The 25937-nt window shown below is 58.3% G+C and carries 24 protein-coding genes and 2 rRNA genes (1 of these 26 running past the window's edge); 13 read left to right on the forward strand and 13 right to left on the reverse strand.

Annotation, left to right across the window (positions count from 1 at the left end):
- Together LDN12_RS16175 and rrf are read left to right on the forward strand one after the other, a co-directional pair.
- A 23S ribosomal RNA gene (locus LDN12_RS16175) occupies nucleotides 1–428 on the forward strand; it begins 2527 nt to the left of the window's first position.
- Between the two features lie 241 nt (nucleotides 429–669).
- Nucleotides 670–786 (forward strand): 5S ribosomal RNA (rrf, locus tag LDN12_RS16180).
- A gap of 141 nt (nucleotides 787–927) precedes the next feature.
- Here the strand turns inward: rrf and LDN12_RS16185 are convergent.
- The gene (locus LDN12_RS16185; RefSeq protein ID WP_223923684.1) at nucleotides 928–1086 is read right to left on the reverse strand and encodes a hypothetical protein; all 159 of its coding nucleotides are present in this window, start codon (nucleotides 1084–1086) and stop codon (nucleotides 928–930) included.
- 38 nt (nucleotides 1087–1124) lie between these two features.
- Entirely contained in the window at nucleotides 1125–2192 is a 1068-nt protein-coding gene (locus LDN12_RS16190; protein ID WP_223923685.1) for a low specificity L-threonine aldolase, read from the reverse strand.
- Nucleotides 2193–2359: 167 nt separating this feature from the next.
- On the opposite strand from LDN12_RS16190, the gene LDN12_RS16195 reads away from it, so the two are divergent.
- Both LDN12_RS16195 and LDN12_RS16200 read left to right on the forward strand, forming a co-directional pair.
- On the forward strand, nucleotides 2360–3241 hold the full coding sequence (locus LDN12_RS16195; protein WP_223923686.1) for a L,D-transpeptidase: 882 nt from the start codon (nucleotides 2360–2362) through the stop codon (nucleotides 3239–3241).
- Between the two features lie 37 nt (nucleotides 3242–3278).
- A complete protein-coding gene (locus LDN12_RS16200) occupies nucleotides 3279–3716 on the forward strand; it encodes a hypothetical protein (RefSeq protein WP_223923687.1) in 438 nt (145 codons plus the stop codon).
- A gap of 34 nt (nucleotides 3717–3750) precedes the next feature.
- Here LDN12_RS16200 and hemB read toward each other — a convergent pair whose 3' ends face one another.
- Nucleotides 3751–4725 (reverse strand): porphobilinogen synthase, encoded by a 975-nt coding sequence (gene hemB / locus LDN12_RS16205; RefSeq protein ID WP_223923688.1) that lies wholly within the window; start codon nucleotides 4723–4725, stop codon nucleotides 3751–3753.
- 252 nt (nucleotides 4726–4977) lie between these two features.
- On the opposite strand from hemB, the gene LDN12_RS16210 reads away from it, so the two are divergent.
- Together LDN12_RS16210 and LDN12_RS16215 are read left to right on the forward strand one after the other, a co-directional pair.
- Entirely contained in the window at nucleotides 4978–6354 is a 1377-nt protein-coding gene (locus LDN12_RS16210; RefSeq protein ID WP_223923689.1) for an OmpA family protein, read from the forward strand.
- A gap of 289 nt (nucleotides 6355–6643) precedes the next feature.
- A complete protein-coding gene (locus LDN12_RS16215) occupies nucleotides 6644–7888 on the forward strand; it encodes an OmpA family protein (protein WP_223923690.1) in 1245 nt (414 codons plus the stop codon).
- A 96-nt stretch (nucleotides 7889–7984) separates the two neighbouring features.
- On the opposite strand, the gene larA is transcribed toward LDN12_RS16215, so the two are convergent.
- The 3 genes from larA to LDN12_RS16230 all read right to left on the reverse strand — a co-directional run bounded on the left by larA (nucleotide 7985) and on the right by LDN12_RS16230 (nucleotide 12675).
- Nucleotides 7985–9247 (reverse strand): nickel-dependent lactate racemase, encoded by a 1263-nt coding sequence (gene larA, locus LDN12_RS16220; protein WP_223923691.1) that lies wholly within the window; start codon nucleotides 9245–9247, stop codon nucleotides 7985–7987.
- A 32-nt stretch (nucleotides 9248–9279) separates the two neighbouring features.
- Nucleotides 9280–9525, reverse strand: coding sequence for a YtxH domain-containing protein (locus LDN12_RS16225; RefSeq protein ID WP_223923692.1), 246 nt, complete (start codon nucleotides 9523–9525; stop codon nucleotides 9280–9282).
- 174 nt (nucleotides 9526–9699) lie between these two features.
- Nucleotides 9700–12675: an NAD-glutamate dehydrogenase domain-containing protein gene (locus LDN12_RS16230; RefSeq protein ID WP_223923693.1), complete on the reverse strand. Its 2976-nt coding sequence runs from the start codon at nucleotides 12673–12675 to the stop codon at nucleotides 9700–9702.
- A 220-nt stretch (nucleotides 12676–12895) separates the two neighbouring features.
- Between LDN12_RS16230 and cobO the strand changes: the two genes are divergently transcribed.
- The 3 genes from cobO (at nucleotide 12896) to LDN12_RS16245 (ending at nucleotide 14967) form a co-directional block, all read left to right on the forward strand.
- Entirely contained in the window at nucleotides 12896–13423 is a 528-nt protein-coding gene (gene cobO / locus LDN12_RS16235; RefSeq protein ID WP_223923694.1) for a cob(I)yrinic acid a,c-diamide adenosyltransferase, read from the forward strand.
- Between the two features lie 174 nt (nucleotides 13424–13597).
- On the forward strand, nucleotides 13598–14002 hold the full coding sequence (locus LDN12_RS16240) for a cobalamin B12-binding domain-containing protein (protein ID WP_223923695.1): 405 nt from the start codon (nucleotides 13598–13600) through the stop codon (nucleotides 14000–14002).
- 248 nt (nucleotides 14003–14250) lie between these two features.
- A complete protein-coding gene (locus LDN12_RS16245; RefSeq protein ID WP_223923696.1) occupies nucleotides 14251–14967 on the forward strand; it encodes an SDR family oxidoreductase in 717 nt (238 codons plus the stop codon).
- Nucleotides 14968–15047: 80 nt separating this feature from the next.
- Here LDN12_RS16245 and LDN12_RS16250 read toward each other — a convergent pair whose 3' ends face one another.
- The 7 genes from LDN12_RS16250 to LDN12_RS16280 form a co-directional block, all read right to left on the reverse strand.
- The gene (locus LDN12_RS16250; protein WP_223923697.1) at nucleotides 15048–16253 is read right to left on the reverse strand and encodes a Fic family protein; all 1206 of its coding nucleotides are present in this window, start codon (nucleotides 16251–16253) and stop codon (nucleotides 15048–15050) included.
- 267 nt (nucleotides 16254–16520) lie between these two features.
- Complete coding sequence (locus tag LDN12_RS16255) at nucleotides 16521–16874, reverse strand: toxin-antitoxin system HicB family antitoxin (protein WP_223923698.1); 354 nt, start codon at nucleotides 16872–16874, stop codon at nucleotides 16521–16523.
- Nucleotides 16871–17068 carry a type II toxin-antitoxin system HicA family toxin gene (locus LDN12_RS16260; protein ID WP_223923699.1) on the reverse strand — a complete coding sequence of 66 codons (198 nt, stop codon included), beginning with the start codon at nucleotides 17066–17068 and terminating at the stop codon, nucleotides 16871–16873. Before LDN12_RS16260 ends, LDN12_RS16255 begins: the two co-directional genes overlap by 4 nt.
- Nucleotides 17069–17143: 75 nt before the next feature.
- A complete protein-coding gene (locus tag LDN12_RS16265) occupies nucleotides 17144–17893 on the reverse strand; it encodes a hypothetical protein (protein ID WP_223923700.1) in 750 nt (249 codons plus the stop codon).
- Between the two features lie 177 nt (nucleotides 17894–18070).
- Nucleotides 18071–18859 (reverse strand): multiheme c-type cytochrome, encoded by a 789-nt coding sequence (locus LDN12_RS16270; RefSeq protein WP_223923701.1) that lies wholly within the window; start codon nucleotides 18857–18859, stop codon nucleotides 18071–18073.
- A gap of 17 nt (nucleotides 18860–18876) precedes the next feature.
- Nucleotides 18877–19980 (reverse strand): cytochrome bc complex cytochrome b subunit, encoded by a 1104-nt coding sequence (locus LDN12_RS16275; protein WP_223923702.1) that lies wholly within the window; start codon nucleotides 19978–19980, stop codon nucleotides 18877–18879.
- Nucleotides 19981–19996: 16 nt separating this feature from the next.
- Nucleotides 19997–20416 (reverse strand): ubiquinol-cytochrome c reductase iron-sulfur subunit, encoded by a 420-nt coding sequence (locus LDN12_RS16280; protein ID WP_223923703.1) that lies wholly within the window; start codon nucleotides 20414–20416, stop codon nucleotides 19997–19999.
- A gap of 215 nt (nucleotides 20417–20631) precedes the next feature.
- Here LDN12_RS16280 and LDN12_RS16285 point away from each other — a divergent pair, with 215 nt between their 5' ends.
- From LDN12_RS16285 to LDN12_RS16300, 4 genes are all read left to right on the forward strand, one after another.
- Nucleotides 20632–21135 carry a MarR family winged helix-turn-helix transcriptional regulator gene (locus LDN12_RS16285; protein WP_223923704.1) on the forward strand — a complete coding sequence of 168 codons (504 nt, stop codon included), beginning with the start codon at nucleotides 20632–20634 and terminating at the stop codon, nucleotides 21133–21135.
- Between the two features lie 80 nt (nucleotides 21136–21215).
- Complete coding sequence (locus LDN12_RS16290) at nucleotides 21216–22541, forward strand: dicarboxylate/amino acid:cation symporter (protein ID WP_223923705.1); 1326 nt, start codon at nucleotides 21216–21218, stop codon at nucleotides 22539–22541.
- A 79-nt stretch (nucleotides 22542–22620) separates the two neighbouring features.
- Nucleotides 22621–23898, forward strand: coding sequence for an acetate kinase (locus LDN12_RS16295; RefSeq protein ID WP_223923706.1), 1278 nt, complete (start codon nucleotides 22621–22623; stop codon nucleotides 23896–23898).
- Between the two features lie 200 nt (nucleotides 23899–24098).
- Nucleotides 24099–25817: a cytochrome b/b6 domain-containing protein gene (locus LDN12_RS16300; protein ID WP_223923707.1), complete on the forward strand. Its 1719-nt coding sequence runs from the start codon at nucleotides 24099–24101 to the stop codon at nucleotides 25815–25817.
- Nucleotides 25818–25937: the final 120 nt, after the last annotated feature.

The following is a 25937-nucleotide window of genomic DNA, read 5'->3' on the forward strand; positions in this document are numbered from 1 at the left end:
CATCGACGGGGAGGTTTGGCACCTCGATGTCGGCTCATCGCATCCTGGGGCTGAAGTAGGTCCCAAGGGTTTGGCTGTTCGCCAATTAAAGCGGTACGCGAGCTGGGTTTAAAACGTCGTGAGACAGTTTGGTCCCTATCTACCGTGGGCGTAGGATACTTGAGAAGAGCTGTCCTTAGTACGAGAGGACCGGGATGGACGTACCTCTGGTGTTCCAGTTGTGCCGCCAGGCGCAGTCGCTGGGTAGCTATGTACGGAAAGGATAACCGCTGAAAGCATCTAAGCGGGAAGCCTCCTTCAAGATTAGGTATCCCTGGGTGTAACAACCCCTGTAGGCCCGTTGTAGACCACAACGTTGATAGGCTGGGTGTGTAAGCACAGCAATGTGTTTAGCTTACCAGTACTAATCGGCCGTGAGGCTTGACCATAAAAATAAAATACGGTCCGGGGGAAGGTTCTCCTTCCCCCAGGCCGGATATAAATCCACCAACTAACAAACAAACCTAAACTACAAACCACAATGCAATTGGATAAACGATAAGGGCACAGGATTTTGTGTCATATGCCAGGCAGCCAAGGAGTGGGGCGTGAGGCGTAGCAGCGCTACGTTGAACGACACACGATGCAGGCAACGCCGCAGATGACCAAAAGCCGAAGCCCGAAAGATTTCTCGGTGGCTATGCCGAGGGGGTCACACCCGTTCCCATCTCGAACACGGAAGTTAAGCCCCTCAGGGCCGATGATACTGCACGGGTAGCTGTGTGGGAAAGTAGGTCGCCGCCGGGAATAATTACACAAACGAGCCCTTCAGAACTATCTGAAGGGCTCGCTCGCGTTTCAGGATTGTTAAAAATAATGTCTGCGAAGCTTGAATGGTCGGTAAGGGTGGGCACACCCGCATCTACCGCATACAGAAACCCCAATGCACTAGTAGATGATGATGTAACCGTGAGACTCCGCTATGGCGCGGACCTCGTCCTTATCCTTGAGCGTATAGGTCTTTCCTTCCAGCGTGAAGATGTACCCGCCCGTGCCGTCCGGAACCGTATCAGCCAGAAGCGCCTCGAATGTTGCCGTCTTGACCATGATCCCCCCTTGTTTGCCCGGCTGATCCAGAAGCGTTCTTATGCTTCCGCGCAGGCCAGCCGAACCGCAGCGACCAGGCTGGCCACATCCTGCTCGGTGGTCAGCCACGAGCACATGAAGCGGGCGCCGCCGGTGCCGATGAATGAATAGAAGTGCCATCCGGCCGCACGCAGTGCCGTGGTTGCTTTTTCCGACATCTCCGTGAAGACAGCGTTGGCCTGGCAGGGATACATAAGGCGCACGCCGGGGATTCGGGCCAGTTCGCTGGCCAACAGCCGGGCTTGGCGGTTGGCGTTTTCCGCGTTGCGCAGCCAGGCTCCGCTCTCGAGCATGCCGATCCACGGGGCGGAGATGAAACGCATCTTGGAGGCCAGTTGCCCCGCCTGTTTGCAGCGGTACTCGAACTCCTCGGCGAGCCCCCGATCGAAGAAAACCACCGCTTCGCCGATGGCCATACCGTTCTTGGCCCCGCCCAGGCAGAGGACATCGACCCCAACCTTCCAGCTCGTCTCCGCCGGCGTCACACCCAAGGTTGCCACGGCATTGGCAAAGCGCGCCCCATCCATGTGCACCCGCAGGCCGTGGGAATGGGCCAGGTCACAGGCCGCCCGGAGCTCGTCGGGCGTGTAGACGGTTCCCAGTTCCGTGGATTGCGCCATGCTTAATACCCGCGGTTTGGGATAGTGGATGTCGCTGCGCCGGGTGATGGCGAGTTCAACCGCATCCAGGTCCAACTTGCCGTTGGCGCCATCCGTGTGCATGATCTTCGTACCGTTGGAAAAGAACTCAGGGGCGCCGCACTCGTCGGTCTCGATATGGGCCATGTCGTGGCAGACAACGCTATGGTAGGAGCGGCAGAGTGAGGCCAGGGCCAGGGAATTGGCTGCCGTGCCATTGAAAACGAAGAACACTTGGCAGTCGGTCTCAAACAGGTTGCGGATGCTCTCGCAGGCGCGCTCGGTCCAGCGGTCGTCACCGTAGGAGGAGACAAACCCCTGGTTCGCTTCCTCCATGGCCTGCCAGGCCTCCGGGCAGATCCCGGCGTAATTGTCGCTGGCAAACTGGTTAAATAACGGCTGTGGCGACTGCTTGCTGTCGAGTGACATATGATATCTCCTGTAAACCGCCTCAAAAGAGTATTATGGAGGCATACATAGCATGGACAACCGTCACGCTGCCACATATTTGTCATGTTAACGGCAGCTAGGGGTTGAATATCTCACAGTAAGCGAATATTATATCTTGTTACGTTTTAAGAATGGAAGGATTTCGTATGCGTCCCAGTCGAATGGGGCTTTCCCACAAAATAGCCCTGGTTTTCCTCTTTACCTCACTGCTGGTTGGGGTCACCGTCTTACGCACGCCCTCCGAGACCAGCGAGCCCGGTGCCTCCCCTGACGACAAGGCGCAGGAGGATCTTTCCCGGGTTGAGTATCCCAGCCTCAAGTCCATCAAATGGCACGCTCATTTCATCCAGCCGGATGAAACCCTGGAATCGCTCTTTGGAAAAGATTGGGTCTGGGTAGCGCGTTTCAATCGCATCGACCGGCGTCATGTGTACCCCGGCATGACGATCAAGGCGCCTGACAATATGGCCGATATTCGCGGCTATACGCCGCTGCCGCGTTTTTACGAGCCCGCCCGGCGGCACGAAAAGTATATCCTGGTGGATGTCACTGAGCAATGGATGGGGGCCTATGAACATGGGAAACTTGTTTTTTCCGTACCGGCCGCCACCGGGAAGCCCGGTACAGAAACCCCCACGGGGCAGTACCGTATCAGCGCACGGGACCGTAATCATACCTCGTCCCTCTATAAGACCCAGGATGATTCGGAGCAGTATCCCATGGACAATGCCATGAGGTTTTATATTGACGAGAAGAGCGTCGGCTACTGGATCCACGCCCGTGACCTGCCGGGCCGTCCCGCCTCCCACGGCTGCATTGGGCTCTACGACGAGGCGATGCAGAAGCGGGTTTTCGGGGTCCCGGATAAACCGGAGCTGCTGGATTCGGAAAAGGTCTATGCCTGGGCCGTGGGAGAAGAGGATTACGAGGGCGACAGCGGGAACCTGGAGGAGTTGGAGGACGCGCCGGCGGTTGAGGTCCGTGGAGAATTGCCGCGGTATCTTCCCCAAAGTCCGTTCCGGCGGTGATGCTTTGGTAGAGGATAATCCTGAAAGCGGGGGTAACATGATGCGGATGATTATTACAGCTCTGGTGTTGTTGGGTCTGGCGACGCCTTCCCTGGCGGCCAAGGTCTACCTGAAGGATGGCGGCGTGATCGATGCAAAGTCGGTCTGGCGTTCCCCAGGAAAGGTCCATGTGCTGATCAACCGGGACACCCTGACTGAGTATTCACCGTCCGAGATCGACATGACACGGACCTTTCCCAAGCGACACCGTGCCGTGCGCCGGCATCCCCATGCCGCGATCCCGTGCAAGGGAGCATCCGTAGCGCCGACACGGACATCCACGCCGCAGAAAAGCTCCGGCACGGGGTTTTCGCTTCCCAAACTACCGTCTTTGCCGACGAAGCTGCCTGAGATGAGCCCCCCCTCCCTTGATGGAAAAGAAGAGGGGGCTATCAGGAAGCAGAAAAGGGAAATGCAGGAACGGCTGAACGAATAGCTGGTTCCATCCGGAAACTCCGGATGGAACCCGGTTACTTTTTCAGCCAGCGGGCCACATCCTTGGCGTGGTAGGTGATGATGATGTCGGCGCCCGCGCGTTTGAACCCGAGCATGGTTTCCATGACGACCCGCTCCTCATCGATCCAGCCGTTCTGAGCTGCGGCCTTGACCATGCTGTACTCACCGGAAACATTGTACACCGCCAGCGGCAGATTGTACTCGTTGCGTATGTCCCGGACGATATCCAGATAGGGGAGGCCCGGCTTGACCATAATGATGTCGGCCCCCTCCTCGATGTCCGATGCCGCCTCACGTAACGCCTCAAGCCGGTTGGCGGGGTCCATTTGGTAAGAGCGGCGGTCGCCGAACTGGGGGGTCGAGTCTGCCGCTTCGCGGAAAGGACCGTAATACCCCGAGGCATATTTTACCGCGTAGCTCATGATCGGGATCGCATCGAAACCGTTTTCATCCAGAATTTCGCGGATGGCCGCCACCCTGCCGTCCATCATATCCGACGGTGCCACCATGTCGGCACCGGCTTTGACGTGGGAAAGCGCCTCCTTGGCCAGGAGTTCCAGCGTGGCGTCGTTGTCCACGTCGCCATCCTTGATGATGCCGCAATGGCCGTGGTCGGTATATTCGCACATACACACATCGGTGATGACCGCCAGTCCCGGCACCTCCTTCTTTAACGCCCGAATCGTCTCCTGGATGATGCCGCTATCCGAATAGGCATCACTTCCCACCGCATCCTTTGTCTCCGGAATCCCAAAGAGTATCACCGCCGGAATACCCAGGGCGTACACCTCGCGGGCCTCCGCCACGATATCCGTGATTGACTGCTGGTAGATGCCCGGCATAGAGGAAATTTCTTTCCGCGGCCCGTTACCGAATGCAGAAAACATGGGATAGATCAAATCATTCACCGACAGCGTCGTCTCGCGGACCATGCGTCGGAATATCTCGTTGCCACGAATCCTGCGCGCCCTGAACTGGGGGAAAAACATGCATACCTCCCTTTCTTCGACAATAGTTATCTAAAAATAATACTGCAACGTTCGGTCATAATGCAAGCAGCACGACCAACCAACCGGTCCGGCACTAAAAAAATTCCCCCGTTATCTTGTTTTTTGACAGTTTAGGGCTATGATTTACACAATAATCTGTAGTCTGATCGGACGTACGTAATGGTCGTGCTTGAGTCAGGGCAGTCTCAGAAGATAGTGATCCAAAAGTGCCAACGAAAGGAGAACCATGTTATGAAGAAATCGCTCGCACTGGTTGTCGCAGGCCTGATGGCGGTACTTGCAACGACAGCTTCGGCAGGCAATAAGGAGGGGACATTCTCCCTTTCGCCCGTGATAGGCGGCTATACCTATGACGGCGTGCAGCATCTCGATACCGCCCCGGTTGTCGGCGCTCGCCTGGGCTACAATTTTACCAAGGCGTTCGGCGTGGAGGGGCTCTTCGACTACGCGCATACCGAGTCGACCCAATCGGAGAACAAATTCGACATGTACCGTTACGGCGGAGAGCTGCTGTATCATTTCTTCCCGGACAATACCCTTGTTCCCTACGTTGCTGCCGGCTATGCCGGTCTTAACTTCAACGACTACAAGCCCAAGGGGGCCTTTGATTACGGTGCCGGTGTGAAATACTTCCTTACCGACAACTTTGCGTTGCGGGGAGATGTACGCCATATCCTCTTCAAATCCGGTGGCAGCGACAGCAAGACCCTCAATAACGTTGAGTACACCATAGGCGCCTACATCCCCTTTGGCGGCACGGCACCGGTCGTAAAGGCGGTTGAGGCTCCGGCGGCTCCTGAACCCGTGGTCGCTCCGGCACCGGCTCCCGAAGAAGCTCCGCTGGAAGAAATCCCGGCGGCTGAGCCCACCCCGGGCCACTACAAGTACTGCGTCACGCTCCATATCGAGTTCGACATCGACAAGACTGCCATCAGGCCGGAATACCACGACGAGGTAGCCAAGGTCGGCGACTTCATGAAAAAATATCCGGCTACCACCGCTGTCATCGAAGGGCACACCGACAATGTCGGTACCCCGGAGCACAACCTCGACCTGTCCCGAAGACGTGCTGAGAACATCGTGAACTACCTGGTTGAAAAATTCGGCATCGAGAGGTCCCGCCTCACGGCCAAGGGATATGGTTCAACCCGTCCGGTCGCCGATAATGCCACCGAGGAGGGAAAACAGAAGAACCGCCGCATCGAGGCCATTATCGACTGTGCCTTCGATGTCAAGGAGGTCCACCCCCCCGAACGGCTCTGCATGTCGCTCCAGATGGAATTCGATACCGGCAAAGCGGATATCAAACCCATGTATCACGATGAGATCGCCAAGGTGGGTGAGTACATGAAGAAGTACCCGACAACGACCGCTGTCATCGAAGGGCATACCGACAACGTGGGTGGCTATGAATACAATATGAAACTTTCCCGGGAGCGTGCCGAGAATGTGGTGAACTACCTGGTAGAGAACTTCGGGATTGACCGCTCCCGCCTTACGGCCAAGGGATACGGCTACACCCGCCGCATTGCCTACAACAATACTGCCGAGGGGCGGCAGAAGAACCGCAGGATTGATGCGGTTATCGACTGCGTTATAAAGAAATAGCAGCATGTAGGTACCCTGTGCGGTGAACCGGCCGTACGGGAACAGGGTGAAAGGGGCGTACTGGCCGCACATGGTACGCCCCTTTTTTTGTCGCGGTCTGGGGGGGCATTCTTGCTGCTGCCCGCCAGCACGTGATACCCTCTTTATATTGTTTGGCAGTTGTAAACTGTTGTTAGGCTTGTGTAACTCGCGACATAGAGGATATAAATTGTCTTTTTAGTTGTATCGCACCAAGGTTAGTGGTAGAAAATAATCACTTACTAATCTGGTATGAAAGGAGAACCATGTTATGAAGAAATCGCTCGCACTGGTTGTCGCAGGCCTGATGGCGGTACTTGCAACGACAGCTTCGGCAGGCAATAAGGAGGGGACATTCTCCCTTTCGCCCGTGATAGGCGGCTATACCTATGACGGCGTGCAGCATCTCGATACCGCCCCTGTTGTCGGGGCTCGCCTGGGCTACAATTTTACCAAGGCGTTCGGCGTGGAGGGGCTCTTCGACTACGCGCATACCGAGTCGACCCAATCGGAGAACAAATTCGACATGTACCGTTACGGCGGAGAGCTGCTGTATCATTTCTTCCCGGACAATACCCTTGTTCCCTACGTTGCTGCCGGCTATGCCGGTCTTAACTTCAACGACTACAAGCCCAAGGGGGCCTTTGATTACGGTGCCGGTGTGAAATACTTCCTTACCGACAACTTTGCGTTGCGGGGAGATGTACGCCATATCCTCTTCAAATCCGGTGGCAGCGACAGCAAGACCCTCAATAACGTTGAGTACACCATAGGCGCCTACATCCCCTTTGGCGGCACGGCACCGGTCGTAAAGGCGGTTGAGGCTCCGGCGGCTCCTGCGCCGGCTCCCGAACCTCCGAAGGCGGCAGAACCCCCGCCGGCCGCTCCAGTCCCGGTCACACCGACGAGCACCCTGACCATTGCACCTGCCAGCATCACCAAAGGGCAGCCTGCGACGCTGAGTTGGACCTCCCGGAACGCCACCGCCTGCGATATCCAGCCCGGCATCGGGCCTGTTCAGGCACAGGGTTCCATGAACATCACGCCCGCCGATAACACCGACTATACCCTGACCTGCACCGGAGAAGGCGGCAGTGCCACGAGCGCCGCCAAGATCGCGGTGATCGCACCGGTGGTAGTGGCACCCAAGCCCGTTGCCAAGCTGTGCAGTCCCACAACGTTGGAGATTCAGTTCGATACGGCCAAGTCCGACATCAAGCCCAAGTACCACGAAGAGCTGAAAAAGGTCGGGGATTTCCTCAACGAAAACCCGGGCGCCAAGGGTGTCATCGAAGGACACACCGATAACGTTGGTTCCCTGAAGATGAATATGAGTCTCTCCCAGCGCCGCGCCGAGAGTGTGAGAAATTATATCATCAAGAACTTCAAGATTGCCCCTGAGCGGATTGGCGCCAAGGGGTACGGTCCCACCAAGCCGGTCGCCGACAACAAGAGTGCCGCCGGCAAGCAGAAAAACCGTCGTATCGACGCAAACTTCACTTGTGACGCCAAGTAATGCTTTAGCGGCTGTCGCATGAACGCACAAACGCCCTTCCGGTACCATCCGGAAGGGCGTTTGTGCGTTTGCGGGCCGCGGAAACGGCGGGACGACTCAGGATGTCGCCACCGGCAATACGCTCCCACCCTCGGGCATGACCAGCGCCCGCCACGACGACTGCAGTAGCGTTTCTGCCTTTACCAGGGCGTCTTCAAGCGAAGGGGCGGGGAGCATGCCCATCTCCTCTACCTGGTGATTGGGAAACCGGGACACCAGGATGATCGAGAAGCGCTGCGCCTTATGGAACAGGGAATAGGCGGTCTGGCCGTTGATCTCGTACTGCGCCCGTAACGCGGCTTCGAACTGGTCCAGGGTGCGGTGGCGGAACCAGTTGAAGAAGGTGGCATGGCCGAAACCGTCACGGCATTCGGCCAGGAGGATCATCACGCCGCTCTCTTTGAGGGCCTGGGATGCATACTCCATGGACTTGTGCGCCTGGATGAGGTTGATGTCCTTGGGAAAACCGCCGCAGGAGACGACGACCAGATCGGCTTTATTCGCGATTGGGCAGGAAAAGAGCTCCCGGTAGGAGCGGCATCCCTGTTCGTGGGCCTCGCGCCACGATCCGGCAAAGGCCGCGATGACGCGCTTTTCCAGGGAGAGGATCGTGTTCAGGAGCAGGTCCGGGGCAACCATGGCACAGGCCTCGACCATGGCTTGGTGCACCGGATTTCCTTCCAGGTTGCCGGTGGTGGCCGAGGGATTCTTGCCGCTGCCCGGTTGGGGATTGAGTACGCTGAAGTGGCTTGCCATGCAGGCCTGGCGGCTGGCGATGCCCGGCAGGACGGCCTTACGCCCCCCGCCGAACCCGGCGAAGTAATGAAAACCGATCACCCCGGTCAGGATGAGCCGGTCGGCCTCGGCGGCCCGTCGGTTGATGCTGACCTCGATGTTTGCGGAGGTCTTCCCCACCGTGACCAGTGAGGCTTGGTCGTCGCAGTCGTGATCGGTGACCTTGATGCGGCCATGGAGCGGTCCCAGAATCTTCTCATGCTCATGGGGCGTCTGTTTGCGGTGGATGCCGAGGGCGATGAGGATCTCGATGTTGCGATCCGGTATGCCGCGGCGGTTGAGCCGCTCCACCAGCAGGGGGAGGTACACCTCGCTGCCGGTGTAGCGGGTGATGTCGGAGGTGACGATGACGACCCGGTCGTCCGGCGCAAAACTCGCCATAACCGATTCACAGCCGTCCAGCGCCGTGGTGATGATCTCTTCGGGGGATTGGTCCGGCAGGGGTAGGGCCGGTTCTATGACGCCGGCCAGGCGTTCCTGCGGGAGCAAAAGCGGAAACGAGGTTGAGCCGTATTTAAGTTCCACGGGAGGTGCCTCCTGTGTTTTTCAACAGCCCGTCAGATCCAGGCGTCCCCGCCGTCGTACTGGTAGTCTCCGCCCTTTGTTTTGGGAGCAACCTTGAACTTGGCTTCCCGAGCGAGGCGTTTCATCTTCTCGGCGGCGCTTTCTCCCAGGTCGGTCAGTTTTTCCCGCACCTCGCGGCCCGGTTTCGGGGTCAGGAGAAGCGCGGCTGCAGCGCCGATGACGGCGCCGGATACAAAGGCAATGACGGCGGCTGCGGCATTATCGTTGTTGGTGGACATGACAGGCTCCTTTATGGCGTAGCATGGTGGTCGCTAAAGTGTTGATGAACTGGCTCTATATCTAGCACAGCAGGCAATGCAACATAAAGCAAAATTTTCCGGGAGGCGTGAAAAATCCTCCCGGTTGAATGCCGCTCCGCAAGCCCGGCTCCGGGCGTTCTCGCGGGCTCTTGGTCATAGCGTCCGCGCCAGGTGTCTTCTCACCATATCCTCGAAATCCGTGTCGCGGTTGCCGGTGTAGACCAGAGACGAACCGATCTCGGCGGCGAGGATGGCGCATAGGTATTTGCGGGGCAGATTTCTGACGCGCTTCCGAAAGGCCGGCGTCTCCCGCAGGAGCCGCGGCAGATGGTTGAAGATCGCCTGTCGGAAGGGGTGCTGCAGGCAGAGTTCCGGCCGTGCGGAAAAGAATTCGAATAGCCGGGTATAGAAGCTGTTGATGTTGATGCTGATGGTATCGGAAATCTCGGTGTACGGAAGGCTGTCGCCGGATTCCCGCCGGCGTCGCAGGATCAGGCGTGCTTCGTCCTCGGTCCGTTTCTCCAGGATGGCCAGTACGTCCTTAACATACTCCTCCTTGTGCTCCAGGAATTCCTGTTCGGAGAGGAGCAGGTTGGCTATGATCTCGTAGGAGGACGATATGACGCCGCACTTGTTGGCCGCAGCATCGCGCATGATTACCACGCCGCTCTTCTGGAGCTGGGTCCTGGCTTCGGGAGTGATGAACGAGTTGGCCCCCTCCACGACTACGGGGGCCGAAGGGGTCCCCTTGTCGTCGAGGTATGAACGCCAGTTCTGGCCGTCGATGGTTTCGGGGCGGCCTCCGGCGGGGATGAAGAGATCCGCCTTGACCGTAAAGACCAGGCTGTTGTACTCGCGATAGAAGTCGTCAACCTCCAGCCATTCCTCCACGAGCCCGTCCGCCCCCCGGACCACCTTGCGGTGCGTTTCTTTCAGCCCCTCCACACGCCTGCCGGTGCGGTAGATGATGAAGCCTCCTTCTCCCAGGGCATCGGGGCTGAAGGCGTCCAGATCGTGGGCCAGCACGATGCGCTGCAACTCTCCGCGGTCGATGCCGCTGGGATCGTAGAGGGCGGCGGTGCCGTCCAGTATCAGGCGCACCTGCATGAGCGGGCAGCGTTCCAGCATGATGCGCAGGGCATTTCCGGCAACGTCCCCGTTGGGCCCGCCGGTCATCTTGAGTGAGAAAGAATCCTTGTGGATGTCTATTCCGGCCGTTTCGGCCATGGTGATCTCGGCAAATTTGACCACGCCGGTGGAGGTGACCCCGTACTCCTTGTGGTTGATGCCGACCCGCTTGCTGGACATGATACCGATGCCGAGGATGTAACCCCGCTTCCTGGACAGGCTGGCTATGGCCTCGATCATGCCGTCGTGCATATTCTCGTCCGGGCCGATCTCGATCGGCTCGTCGTCGCCGTAATAGTCCACCACGCGCGGGTCCCTGGCCCGGCCCTGCTCGGTCACGAAGATGTCCAGGAAGGCGTTGGCGATGCCGTATTGCAACTTGTACAGGCGGCTGTTCTCCGCTTCGCCGCCCGCCTGCTCCAGGTCGGAGGCATCCAGTACCAGGGTCATCTTGGAGCCACCCTCGTAGATGTCCTTGTTCTTGAAGTGCTGCGTGTTGGCCAGGACATACACCTCTCGGAAGAGGGTGTTGGCGGCGGTGATGTAGTCGTCGGCGCTGCGGGCGATGACCGTGCGCCAACCACCACGGGCGATGTCCGAGAAGCCCACATGGTAGCCGGCGCCGTAACGGCTGAAAAAGAACGTCACCCGGAAGGGGAGCGCCTCGGGCAGATCGGCGGTGAACTCGTGCCCCATCTCGCGCAGGTAGGTGGGGTCGAGGCGGAAGGCCAGGGCCTGTTTGGCCACCACGAAGAAGTTGGTCTTGAGGGTATGGGTGACCAGCAGCAGGCAGCAGCGGTAGACGGCCCGGCGGATGTCGTCCAGCCAGCGGTGGCCGGTGTTGTACTCCTGGGCCGCCGCTTGCGTCTCGGCCAGAAGGTTGTTGTAGACGGCCTCCCGCCCGGCCAGGTCGGGATCGAAGCGCGCCCTGAACAGGCCGATGAATCGTTGGGCCATCTCTGGATGGTCATAGAAGGCTTTCTCCACATCCTCCAATCCGAAGCGGTCCGGCTGACTGTGGGCCAGACTGGTATGGCAGAAGGCGATGAAGGCGTTGACCAGGGCGGCGTCCTCGCCCGACATCTGGCCCTCGGTGACGTAGTCGCGGTAGGCGGGCGAGGAGGTGGCGATGATCTGGGTGGTGCACAGCTCACGCGTCAGGCGTGCGGCCAGATCGCTGTCCGGCGACAGGGGTGCGCCTTGGCGGCTGATCACGAAGAAGGCCCCCAGGAAGTAGGGATGGATCCCGTTGGAGATGGTCTGGCAGTATGCCCTGCGGATGCCCACATCCAGGCGATTGAAGACCTCCAGCACCTGGAGCAGGAATTCGTCCTGGGGCGGATTGCCCACGGCGAACAGGACCCTGGTCTCCGGTCGCCCGTCGCGCACGACCTCGCAGATGTCGAGGAACAGGCCGCCCGAGGCGTTACCCCGCTCGAAGAGCCAGATCAGCCAGGCAAGCCGCGACGGAGGCGATATGCGGATCAGATTCTCGTCGTTCAGCCAGAGGATCTTCAACAGGTGGTCGAGTTTTTTCAGGTCGAACCCTGGAAAGGTGCGGCGCAACTCGGCACGGAGTCTGCGTGTCAGGGCGGGCGGGATTTCCACCTCCTGGTGCAGGTCGATCTCGTGGCTATGGCGGCGGTCGAACTCGAAACGCTGCACCTCCAGTTCATGCGCCATACCCGGCATGGGTGCATTGGAATGGGAGAACATGGCATAGGAAATCTCCTGTTCACCTATGCGGCGCAGGGTTTCGTAAAGCGAGCCGGGTTGGTTGACGCAGGCCATCACCAGGCGTTTTTCCCGGTCTGTCAGGATCAGGCTCCGGTTGTCCCGCAACCGGCCCATCTCCCGCGCCAGCAGCACCAGGGCATCCTCCTCGTCGGCCATGGCGTGGAAAAAGTAGGGACTCATATGTTGCTGGAGCCAATCGGCGTTTTGTGCGCTGACTTCATGTCGGGCCTTGGCAGAACGGCGGATGACGGCGGGAAGGTTCATGTGACTGCTCCTGGGAAATGGGTTGTATGGCGTGGATCGCCCCATAGTATACCGCCTCTGGGGTTCTCTGCAATGGATAGCTCGCAATTTGAAGCGGCAATCCTTTGCTTGACCGCGCTTGGCTGAATTGCTATAGTCAAACACCGTTGTTTTATTCTGCTGTAATCGCGAAGAGCCCTGTATTGGAAGGGTTTTGCGGGATTCTAACCGGGATTGTCGCATGGCGTTGGAACGTGGCTGCATACAGGTGTACACCGGCAACGGCAAGGGGAAGACCACCGCGGCCCTCGGACTGGCCTTGCGAGCCATAGGCCGCGGCCTCAAGGTGTGCGTCTTCCAGTTCATCAAGGGGGGAGGCCCCTACGGCGAACACCTGATCGCCGAAAAACTGGCTCCGTTGTTTACCATCATGCAGTCCGGCCGCCCAGGCTGGGTCAACACCAGGGACATCACCGAGGACCGCAGGGTGGCCCAGGAAGCGCTGGAGCGGGCCAAGGGTATCCTCGCCTCGGGGGAATACGACCTGGTGGTCCTGGACGAGATCAACGGAGCCGTGGGCTTCGGTTTGGTGGATGTTGAGCAGGTGCTGGAACTCATGAGCCTCAAACCCGAAAGGACGGAATTGGTCCTGACCGGCCGCAACGCCCATGAACGGGTGATCGAGGCGGCCGATCTGGTGACCGAGATGCGGGAGGTCAAGCATTACTATAAGGCGGGGGTGCCGGCCCGCACGGGAATAGAAATGTGATGACGAATCCGGAAAAAGTCCATCCGGTTCGTTGCGCTCATTCTCGTCGCTGCGACGTACCGCACGGGTACGCCTCACTCCTCAAATTTCGCGCACCTGCCGGCTGGAGCTTTTTGCGAATTCGTTAATGGAAACTGGGTCTAGCTTATATATTTCACATCGGAGGTAACTTTCATGGCTTCAAGGACATTACGCGTGCTTGTGGGAAAACCGGGGCTGGACGGTCACGACCGGGGTGCGAAGATTATCGCCCGCGCTTTCCGCGATGCCGGTTTCGAGGTTATCTACACCGGCCTGCACCAGACGCCGGAGCAGATCGTCTCGGCCGCCATCCAGGAAGACGTGGACTGCGTCGGCCTGTCGATCCTGTCCGGCGCCCATAACACCCTCCTGCCCCGCATCTGCCAACTTTTCAAGGAAAAGAATGCCGACGATATCAAGGTGTTCGGCGGCGGCGTCATCCCCGAGGACGACATCCCCGGCCTGAAAGCGGCCGGCATCAGCGAGATCTTCACCCCCGGCACCTCCACGGATGACATCGTCTCCTGGGTGAAGGACAACGTGATCCCTCGGGCATAAACGTATAGTTCCCCCCTTTGACAAAGGGGGGCTAGGGGGGATTTGCTTCGAGCCGTTGTTAAATCCCCCTCGGTCCCCTTTTTTTAAAGGGGGAAGGCAATCAACACCTTATCAAAGCCGCCCCGGATCACCGGGGCGGCTTTTTTTGTCGAATGAGTAACGCGAATGACACTTGATGTTGCCATAAAAGACTATTATAGTCTTATTATGATGAGTGTCGAACCCCATACCCATGAACGGAGAAAGTCATGAAACTTGAAAATACAACTATTTTGGTAACCGGATCGAACAGGGGCATCGGCAAGGCCCTCGTTGAAGAATTGCTCAAACACCCGGTCAAGAAGATCTATGCCGCGGCCCGCAAGACCGAAGAGCTCCCGGCATTCGGCGACAGCCGCGTGGTGCCGCTGAAGCTGGACATTACCGACCCGGATCTCGTCGCAAAGGCTGCCGGCCTGGCGCAGGATGTGGACATAGTCATCAACAACGCCGGTGTCGCCACCTTTTCGTCCGTTGTCACCGGTGAACCCGACGCGCTGAAACACGATCTGGAGGTGAACTACCTGGGCACGCTCAACGTGGTCCGCGCCTTTGCGCCGGTGCTGGAGAAGAAAGGGGGCGGCGCCATTGCCAATGTCCTCTCCGTTCTCAGCCTCGCCAGCATGTCCGCCGTAGGCGGTTACAGCGCTTCAAAGGCGGCGCTCTTTTCCGCAACCCAGGCGATGCGGGCGGAATTGAAGGCCAAGGGCATCTCCGTACACGGCATCTTCCCCGGCCCGATCGATACCGACATGTCCCGCGACTTCGCCATGCCGAAAACCGGCGCGCCGGAAACGGCGGAGAACATCATCAAAGGCATCCTGGCGGATCAGGAGGATATCTTTCCCGATCCCATGTCCGCCCAGGTAGGCGAAGTGTGGGCGAAAGACCCGAAAGGCCTTGAGCGCCAGTTTTCGGCCATGTAGCGGGGGCAGGTTCGTACATGAAACGACCGCCCCGGATCACCGGGGCGGTCGTTTTGTTGAAAAACAATATTCGTATTCGATCATTCTTTCATGCCTGACCCGGCTGTCCCTGCCGGCCTGTTCAGTAATTCGATCACTTCCCTCGCGTAAAAGGTTCTGTACCGCCGGTGTTTTTCCCGCTGGAACAAAACCCCCTTTTCTTCAAGCATGGCCAAGGCCGCACTAGCCGACGGAAAAGAAATGCCAAGGGCGTTCTTGGCCTTGTGTGCCGTCAAAACAGGGGTCCCGAGCATAAGTTCGGGAAACTTGTGCAAAACCGATTGGCGGCGCAGGCCAAGCCCGCCTACAATGTCTTGCCACTTTCGGAGGATTGCCCCGAGCCCGAGCGCCGTGCCGATGGACTCCTGGACAGCGGTATCGACGCCAATCGCGAAAAACCTGATCCACTCCGCCCATTTGCCCTTAAGTTGGACGCCTGCCAGGGTGTCGTAATATTCCCTCTGATTGTCCTTGAGATAGCCCGACAGATACACCGGCGGATAACCCTCCGCAGCCAGCATAAGGGGCAGGATGATACGCCCGACCCTCCCGTTGCCGTCGAAAAACGGGTGAATTGTCTCAAATTGTGCGTGAACGACCGCCATGCGGACCACGATGGGCATTTCGATCTGATCCTCCTCGGCCGGCGCATACCGTAGCATCGAGATCACATCATCCATGCAGTCGGGCACATTGCCGGCCGGCGGAGGGACAAAACGCGCCTGGTCTATTTTAAGGCTGCCGATCCAGTTTTGTTTGTCCCGGTACTCACCCGGTGCCCATGAGTTGTCACCACCCGACATGAGCCGGGCATGAAGTTCCTTGACCAGATCGTTTGTGAAGGCGGCGACCCCACGCTCCCTGACCCGTTGCAGACCATACTCAAGAGCTGTGACGTAATTGAGCGTGACCCGGACATCCGGCGGCAGCCCCTCATCACTGCCCGTGGCTTCGTAGGTCAACAGCTCATCTATTCCCGAATTGGTTCCCTCTATCTGACTGCTCCGCACGGCTTCGCGCCGGTCTGCCGTCCGCGTGACAAGGTCCGGGTTGGGCAGCCCATGCGCAAGCGTCTGAAGATTCGCCAGAGCCGTATGCGCCCGGCTTACTTCGCCGTGCAGACCTTGCAGCCCGGTGAGCCGGTCAACGCGAGGCGTAAGCGGCGGAACGAGCGCATATGCTCCCGGGTGACTCGCCACGGGCACGAGCAATGCGCGGCGTTCCGGGCTCAGATCGGTTTTTCGCATGCTGCAACCTTTAATTATAGATTTGTTTATTTAAAGTTATACCTAAAACATTAAATAAGCAATCGGGTAATTTAAAGTTTCGAGTGTCTTGGATGAGTTCCCTTTCACTTCGCGACTCAGCCGCAGGGGGAGGGGATAAGGAGGGAAAATGAGAAAAGATGACCTGGTGGTTCTTGATGCTCTTCTCTGGGGCTGCCTCTCAGGTTTCGGCTTTTAAGCGGCTCATGAAACGAGCGCTTTGTTATCGAAATAGCTAAGAGGCATGGATCAGGCCGCCTTGCGGGCAAGGCCCTCCGCGATGTAGGTCGCGGCTAGGGTGTTGATGCTGACGCCCTCCTGTCGCGCCCTGGCCTGCAACCGGGCATGAACGCTTTTCGGGAGCCGCTGCACGAACTTGCCGGAGTATGCGCCGTAGTTGCCCGGTTCCGGGACCGGAAGGCCCCGTTCTTCAAGCGTGGCGATCACGGCGGCCAAGGCCTTGAAACCTTCCGCAATCGCCTCCTCGATAGTTTCGCCGTCAGCTATGCACTCGTTGAAATCGAGGAACGCGACCATGTAGCCGCCCCCCTCTTCTGCTGTGAGCGCCCGTGTCTCGAATGGATATGCTTTAATGTCTTTCATGGTTCCTCCAGCAGTGCCAGAAACTTCCTGACGTAAATCATCTTGATCGGCTTTTTTGCCGGCACCGGAAGGGTTTTTCCGGCGGCAGTTATAAAAACGCAATGGCTCCCGCCATCATGACGCCACGCAATCCCCATGCGATTCGCCACGGCCTGGAGGTCTTCGATCCTCCACCCGTCCGGGTTGTTACGCATTTTGTTTATCGTCTTGTCAGCTTGCGTCATAGGGATATAGTACTATATATAGTATCAAAGTCAATGGGTTTTGGTTCAGTCCGTGGCTTGCGAGGACTGCTGGAATTTTGACGGAACGATTTGCAACGTGTGAACACCAAGGAAAGTTGGCAGCACATCTGGAGGCGATACTTTCGATTCTTCCCAAATGGGTGAATAAAATGCCCGTTGCCCAACTCTGAAGTCGGCACAAGAGCCACCTGTGTCACGTGCAAAATAGTTCTCCGTAACACCTACAGGTACCCACGAAGATGCAACAATATGACCGCGATTCCACGGTTTTTTTTGCTCATATATTTTCTTCCTGCGGTGAACTTTCAGCCTCAAAATAAATCCCTTATCCGTTTCAATCATTCGAGCAATGTCGTTTTTCCATTCTGGGCGGAGTTGATACTCAGGTGTGCCTTTAATATTATTCCAGCGTTCGACTGCGGATGGGACAATGGATGTCGGCGATTCGCAACTGATGGTCTCTGCATCAATTATGAAGCCTTGATATTCATCTTTTGGTAGGCTGAAATATAGACAAAAAGTGGCGAGAGATAGTGCGGCAATGAGTAAGGCAGCCACAGAAGATTGTGGTTGTTTTATCCCTACTATAACACCGAGAATAAGACCAAGAACAACTCCAAACGGACCTGAAATAAAGATCCCAAACATCGGCCCTTGATTGGCATGCGGATTTAGTAAAATCGGACCGAAGAAGCCGCCTATAAATCCAACAGATCCGAGGAGTATCGCATATAAGAGAGGAAGCGTTATCGGGAAGCGGGAGTTACCTGTCACTATTGCCTTTCTCTAATTTTATTCGGCTACCCTACGATTAGACTACCCACTAACCGTGATATATTATGGAATGGGCAAGGTCCACACTGTCCTCCCCTTACCAACTTCCCTAAAATTCCCTTTAAAACTGAAAAATTATTCTGACTTATTCTGTCCGAATCATATCTTCTCCATCACCTAATCAAACGTCTTCCTCAGCAAATGCGCAAACAACGCCAGCAGCAGCATGGCCGAAACAACGACCGCCCCGGCGATCTTCCGTTTCTGGCGTGAATCGTCCAGGGCCTTGAGCTGGTCCTGAATCTTCTTCAGGTCCGCCTGTATCCCGGCCGACTCTTTCTTCACCATCCCCACGTCTACGTTGTGGAACAGGGTGTGGAAACGGTTGCGCACGGCGAACAGGCTTTTTTCCAGGCTTTCCGTATCGACCCCGTTACCCTTGTAAGCCGCGATCCTCTTGTCGATGGCAACGATCATGGCCTCGGTTTCCTGCATGGCGTCGCGAATCACGCGGGCACGCTCGAAGCTGTGGCACTGGCTGCACCGCTTCTCGTTGATGATGTCCAGGGACGCCTTGACCACCAGATGGTTACTGTGGCAGGTGACGCAGGTCGGCCCGCCCTTGCCCAGGGCCTTGCCGTGGGCGCTGGCCAGGTAGTCCTTCAACACCCCTACATGGCAGCGGCCGCAGAAGGCCGGGATGGCCGCCTCCTTGGGCGCGCCCAGGAAGCCCCTAGCCGGGCTCATGGCATTGGCCGCGTCCTTGGGGTCGCCGCCGTGGCAGGCGTTGCAGGCGATGCCGTTCTCCGCGTGGATGCTCCCTTTCCAGAGCTTGACCGGTTCCCCGATCTTGCCCGGCATGGTGGAGTGGCACTGGATGCAGACGATCTCCGCCGGCTCGGCCGCGAACGAGGACATCGGCAGCAGCAGGACGAAGAGGATGAACAGGTGTGCCGACAGGTGCATTACAGTCTCCCGGTATCTCATGAGTAGTGCCCCCAGACGCTGAGCCCGATCCAGAGCATGATGCCGCCGATGGCGCAGATCATGAACAGAGGGCGTTTCAGGGGGTGGCGCTCCTTGGTCCGGTCGATGAAGGGGAGCAGGGCCAGAAAGGTCATGCCGGCCCCCTGCACCGCCAGGCCGATGAACTCGCTGGGGAAGATCTTCAAGGTCTGGTAGTTGGCCAGGAAATACCATTCCGGCTTGATGTGGGCCGGAGTCTGGAGCGGGTTGGCCGGTATAAAGGAATCCCTGGTGAAGAACAGGTAGGGATCGAAGTACACCACCGCCAGGAAGCAGGCCAGGTAGATGAAGATAGACCGCAAGTCTTCAAGGGCATAGTTGGGGAAGAACGGGATGCCCCCCGGATGGCTCTCGTAGCTGTAGCCGTCTCCTTTCCACCGGTTGGTGGTGTCCTTGAGTCCAAAGGGGGGAGTGGAGACGCCGGTGCGTTGCAGGAAGAACAGGTGGGCGCCGACCACGGCCGCGATACCCAGCGGGATAAGGGCCACGTGCAGGGCGAAGAAGCGTCCCAGGGTCGGGGGGCCGACCAGCTTGCCCCCCCGCAGGAATTCCACCAGATACGGCCCCACCACCGGGATGGCGTTAGCGCTGTTGGTGGCCACGGTGGTGGCCCAGAAGGAGAGCTGGCTCCAGGGGAGCAGGTAGCCGGTCAGGGATATGCCCTGGACCAGGGTGAAGAGGATGAAGCCGGTCAGCCAGTTCATCTCCCGTGGGCTCTTGTAGCTGTTCATGAAGAGCACGGAGATCATGTGAAAGAGGAGCACCAGCACCATCATGCTGGAGCCGACCACGTGGCACATGCGGATCAGCCAGCCGAAGGGGACCTCGTTCATGATGTAGGTGACGCTCTTGAAGGCTTTGTCCGCATCCGGAACATAGTAGATGAGGAGCAGGATACCGGTCACCACCTGCAGGACGAAGATGAACAGCAGGATACTCCCCATGGAGTACCAGGTGTTGATGTTGCGGGGGAGCAGGTAGCCGGTCAACTCCTTTGCCACTACCTCCCGGGCGCCGATGCGCACGTCGATCCAATCGATGAGCCGTTTGAGCAGAGCCATGCCGCCTCCAGGTTTTTCAGCCAACGGTGATGATCCCGTTGGTCACGGTAAAGGGAAGTTTTGTGAGCGGTTTCGGTGGGGGGCCGGAGATGACGGCCCCTTCGGCGGTATAGAGGCCGCCATGGCAGGGGCAGAGAAAATCCTGCTTGTTTTTTTCCCACTGCACGATGCAGCCCAGGTGGGTGCAGACGGCTGAAAGTGCGATCAGGTCGCCGCCCCGTTTCCGCACCAGGACCGCCGACGCCCCGCCGAAGTCGAAGAATTTGGCCTCGCCTTCCGGTACGTCCTTTTCCGGGATATCGACCTTTGCGGCCGTCGTCTTGGCGGGGCGGGGCGCCAGGTAGCGGTACACGGGCCAGGCGGTCACGGCGGCTGCGGCCGCTGCCAATCCTCCCAGGCACAGTCCGAGGAACGTTCTCCTGCCGTTGCTTTCCATGGATTCCTCCGGAGATTACGTAGATGATTACTTATAGCAACCCTGCCGGTTTTTTCAAGGTGAGAATTTGGTGGGGGACCGGGTGAAACTCCGTTTACACAAAATCGTGTGCCGGACAGATTGCAATTGTGACACGGTTTGGTTTATGCTAAAACAATTTCAGTTAAAATGATTATTGCTTTAATTTGTCGTGCGTGGCCGGAGAAGGAGGAGGTATGACCAAAACTGCGAAGGTTGCAGAGATCATAAATAATATCCGCAGGGTATTTCAGGTGTTCAACGACTATTCCAAAAAGGCCAAGCGGGAAACCGGCCTGACCGGGCCCCAGCTCTGGGCGATCAAAATGATCGCGGAGAATGCGCCCGTCAAGGTTTCGGATTTGGCCCGGCTTATGTTCGTTCAGCCGGCTACGGTGGTGGGCATCCTCGACCGCCTGGAAAAAAAGGGGCTGGCCGCGCGGACCCGCTCCCAGAATGACCGCCGGGTGGTAACCATCGAGCTGACCCCTGACGGTAAGGATCTGGTCAATCAGGCCCCTGAGGTCGTCCAGGGGCATCTGGTCAAGGGGTTGGAGACGTTGCCGGTGCAGCGGCTTCTGCTCATTGAGGACGGTATGGAGCAACTGGTGAAAATCCTCGGCGCCCAGGAGATCCCCCCCCGGATGATTCTGGCGCGGGATGAGGCGGCGCCCCAGATGAAAAAGGGACAAAAGAGCTGATAACGAGGTACCAACGGGACATGGAACAAATCTGCTTCAGTTTAGCCACGCCCCTAAAACCAACGTGAGAGGGAACAAGGATGAAAGGGAAGAGGATTTACGGGCATCTTTATTTTCAGGTTCTGACGGCGATTGCGGCAGGCGTGGCGCTCGGTTATTACTACCCGGAAGCCGGGGTGGCCATGAAGCCCTTCGGCGACGGGTTCATAAAGCTGATCAAGATGATCATCACCCCGGTTATCTTCTGTACGGTGGTGAACGGCATAGCCGGCATGGAGGACATGAAAAAGGTCGGGCGGGTAGGGGTCAAGGCGCTGCTCTATTTTGAGTTGGTCACCACGGCGGCCCTCCTCATCGGCCTGGTCATCGTCAGCGTGATCCAGCCGGGCTCCGGTTTCAACGCCGACGTCAGCAAGATCGACACCACGGCCCTTACGGCCTTTACCGCCCAGGCCAAATCGACCACTACCGCCGATTTCCTCATGAACATCATTCCCACGAGCGTGGTCGATGCCTTTGCCAAGGGGAACATCCTCCAGGTGCTCCTGTTTTCCCTGCTTTTCGGTTTTGCCCTTTCCGCCCTGGGCGAGCGGGGCAAGGTCGTGTGCCGGCTTGTGGAACAGATTGCGCATGTCCTGTTCGAGATCGTCGGCATCATCATGAGGCTCGCCCCCCTGGGCGCCTTCGGCGCCATGGCGTTCACCATCGGGAAGTTCGGAGTCGGCTCGCTGTCCAGGCTGGGGATGCTCATGGGGAGTTTTTATCTCACCTGCATTATCTTCATCTTCCTGGTGCTCGGCACCATTGCGCGGCTTACCGGTTTCAATATCTTCAAGTTCATCCGGTACGTCAGCGAGGAAATCCTGATCGTACTCGGCACCTCTTCGTCGGAATCGGCGCTGCCGCGCATGATGTCCAAGCTGGAGAACCTGGGATGCCGAAAATCGGTGGTTGGACTCGTCATCCCCACCGGCTATTCGTTTAACCTGGACGGCACCTCCATCTACCTGACCATGGCCGCGCTGTTTGTGGCCCAGGCTACCAATACCCATCTGACCCTGATCCAGACCCTGACCGTGCTCGCTATCCTCCTTCTGACCTCCAAGGGGGCTGCCGGGGTTACCGGGAGCGGCTTTGTGACCCTGGCGGCCACTTTTGCAGCCATCCCCACCATTCCGGTAGCCGGCTTGGCCCTGATCCTGGGAATCGACCGCTTCATGTCCGAAGCGCGCGCCATCACCAACCTGATCGGCAACGGCGTAGCCACCGTGGTCGTTTCCAAGTGGGAGGACGAATTGGACGAGGAAAGGTTGCATCGTGTGCTGAATCGGGAGGTCTGTCCCGAGGTCGGCGAGGAGCAGGAAGATGAGGTATCTTTTCTTGAGCAGGTACCGGTTAAAGAGTAAGATGGGGCACTGTCCGCATTCGGCGCTATGGTGTGAGTTGCCGTAACATTTCCGTACCGGCGGCCCAAGTGGAGCTAACATGAATATTCTGACCCTGAGTTGCTGGAGTCATTCCATAAAATACCATCTCTTCTCGTGGGGAGGGGAATCACTGCTTGCGGCGGGCCTGGTCAAGCGGGTCGGGCTGGGTGGAACGTCCATAACCATCGAAGTGCCGGGCCGGACAGCGGAGACGGAGGATGTGGAATTTGTCGATCACCTGGCTGCCGTTGCACTGATCCTCGAAACCCTCAGCGACCCCCGGTACGGGGTTGACGGGGAGGCGGCGCAGATCGGTGCCGTCGGCCACCGGGTGGCCCACGGCGGGGAACGGTTTCACCACTCCGTGGTGATCGACGACCAGGTACTCGATGCCATCCGGGATCTCCAGCAACTTGCGCCGCTGCATAATGCCGCCAATATCGCCGGCATTGAGGCGGCCATGGGGCTTCTGCCCCATCTCCCCCAGGTGGCCATCTTCGACACCGCTTTCCACGTCACCATGCCCGACTTTGCCTATATCTATCCCCTGCCGTACGAATGGTACAAGAAGTTCGGCGTGCGGCGCTACGGTTTCCATGGGCCGTCCCACATCTATCTGTCCCGGCGGGCCGCAATGTTGCTGGGCAAGCCCGCCGACGCCTGTAACCTGATCACCATTCACATCGACAAGGGTGTGTCCCTGTGCGCCATCCGAAACGGGGCCTCCATCGACACCAGCATGGGACTGACCCCCCTGGAGGGGGCGGTCATGGAGACGCGCAGCGGCGATTTCGACGCCGGCATCACCGCCTTCATCATGCAACAGATGAACCTTTCGGCGCGGGAGATGGAGAGTATCCTCAACCAGAAAAGCGGGATTCGGGGCATTACCGGGTGGAATGCGGAGCGCCGGCAGATCCTGGAGGCCGCTGTTGGCGGGTACCCCCGGTGCCGTCTGGCCCTGGAGATGGAGGCCTACCGCCTTAAGAAGTATATCGGGGCCTACCTGGCCGCCGTGGGGCCGCTGGACGCCGTGGTATTCACCTCCGGCGCGGGCGAATTGGAATGGTTTGCCCGTGAACTGGCCCTGGGCGGATTGGAGTGTTTCGGCGTCCTGCCCGACCCGGAAAGAAACCGGGCTATCCGCTCGGAACGGGAAGAGGCGCTCATTACCGGTGACGCATCACCGGTGAAGGTCTTTGTCATCCCCACCGACGAGGAACTCGTCTTTGCCCAGGATGTGACCGCTATCCTCTCCGGTGAGTACAGCGATCACCTGCACTACGACTACTCGTTCGGCCGTCCCGGTTTCGTTCCTCTCCAGTCTGCGGTTTAGGCCGCAGACCGGCCCTCTATTTCCGTGCTTTTTTCCGTAGAACCTCCGACAGTACCCCGCTTTATTTCCCGTTTTTTTGCGCTATAATTTAATCCATGGGACTCATGGGATCCATGACCCATGAGTCCCATAAGTCCTATAAATCCCATAAGACCCTGGCAGGCCGCGGCAAATACAACAGTGCTGCACGAGGAACGGCTATGGAAACCAACGGTAGAGGGATGGCATGGGGATGTTTCCTGGCGCTGGCGGTGGCGCTGCTGGCTGCACAACCGGCCTTCGGCACCAGGGAGAACAGCGAGTGCCTTGAATGTCACGGCAAGCAGGCTATCATCAAGCAGGGTGGCGAGCGCCTCTATGTCGATCCGGTGCAATTCGCCGAAACTACCCATAAGGTCGTCGGTTGCGCCTCGTGCCACGACTCGGTGACCGACAAGCACCCCTATGACGGCACCAGGCCCTCTCACGCCACCTGCAAGGAGTGCCACGGTTCGGTTGTACAGGAGTACGCCCAGAGTCTGCACGCCAAAAACGCAACCTGCGCCGACTGCCACAATCCGCACCAGGCCCGCAGGCCGGCCTCGGTATCGGGCGTGGCGATCAACGCGGTCTGCTCTCGCTGCCACGTGCCGGCGGCGACCGAGAAAAGCCACCGCCAATGGCTTCCCCAGGCGGGGCTGCACCTGGATAATCTGCCGTGCATAACCTGCCATACCGGGTCAAAGGGTTATTACATCAACCTGTACGTGGAAAAAGAGGACCAGGGCGGCTTCCGTCTGGCGACCAGCGACGAACTGACGCGGCTGACCGGCGAAAACGGCGTCCCATCCCTGATAGACGCCAACGGCGACAGTCGGATCTCGCTGAAGGAGTTGCGGAGGTTCAACAAAAAATCCCGTGACGACGGGCTCCGCCTGCGGGGCATGATGATGCCGGAGGTGGTGACCCACAGCTACCAGATTCTCGACAACCGCTGGGACTGCACCTTCTGCCACGTCTCCGGGGCACATGCGTTGCAGACCAGCTTTGTTTCCTTTCCCACCAAAAGCGGGGCCTACAACCGGATGCCCGTTGAAAAGGGGGCGATCCTGGACGTCCTCTACGGCACCCCCGATTTTTACATGACCGGCGCGACCCGCAGCGTCCTGTTCAGCATCATCGGCGGCCTCATCATCGCCTGCGGGATCGTCATACCCCTTGGCCACGGGTTCGTGCGCTTCCTGACCCGCAGGAAGAGGGAGCACAACCACCACGAACCAGCCCACGAGGTCATCGTCTACCTGCAACCCACCCCGGTCAGGATCTGGCACTGGATTCACGCCCTCAGCATCGTCACCCTGTGCGTCACCGGGGTTCAGATCCGCTTCCCCGAGGCGGTCAACCTGTTCGGCAGCTACCGGGCGGCCGTGTACCTGCATAACGCGGCGGGAATCGTGGTAGGACTCTCCATGGTGTACTGGGTCCTCTATTATGTCGTCATCTCCCGCACCATCGGCAGGATCTATTTCCCCACCGGCGAGGATGTGAAGCACGGGCTGATACGGCAGGCGGTCTTTTATGCCTTCAACTACTTCCGTGGCAAGCCGAACCCCTTCCACGCCACGCCGGAGAACAAGTTCAATGCGCTCCAGAAGATGGCCTACCTCGCGATCATGTTTGTCTTCATGCCGCTGGTGATCGTCACCGGTCTGCTGTTGCTGGATATCCAGCCGCTGCGCAGGGTACTGTTCGTGCTGGGTGGGATCAAGCTGATCGACGGGCTTCATTTCTTTGCCGCCTGTTGCCTGTGTGCCTTTGTCTTCTTCCATTTCTATCTGACGACCCTCGGTCCCACCCCGTTTTCCGAGATCAGGACCATGTGGACCGGATGGGAGAAGGAGGAGGAACCGGAGGAGAAGCCGGAGCCGACGATCGACTAGTATCCTGGGGAAGCGCCGCTGCGGGAATGAGGCCCCGGAACAGGCGGGATATCCGGCATAATATCAGTGACTTCACCCGGAAGCCGCCGGGAGGCAATTTTTTACGTACATTTTGAGTTG

It is taken from the genome of Geobacter sp. AOG2 (assembly GCF_019972295.1).
In the GTDB taxonomy this organism is placed as follows: domain Bacteria; phylum Desulfobacterota; class Desulfuromonadia; order Geobacterales; family Pseudopelobacteraceae; genus Oryzomonas.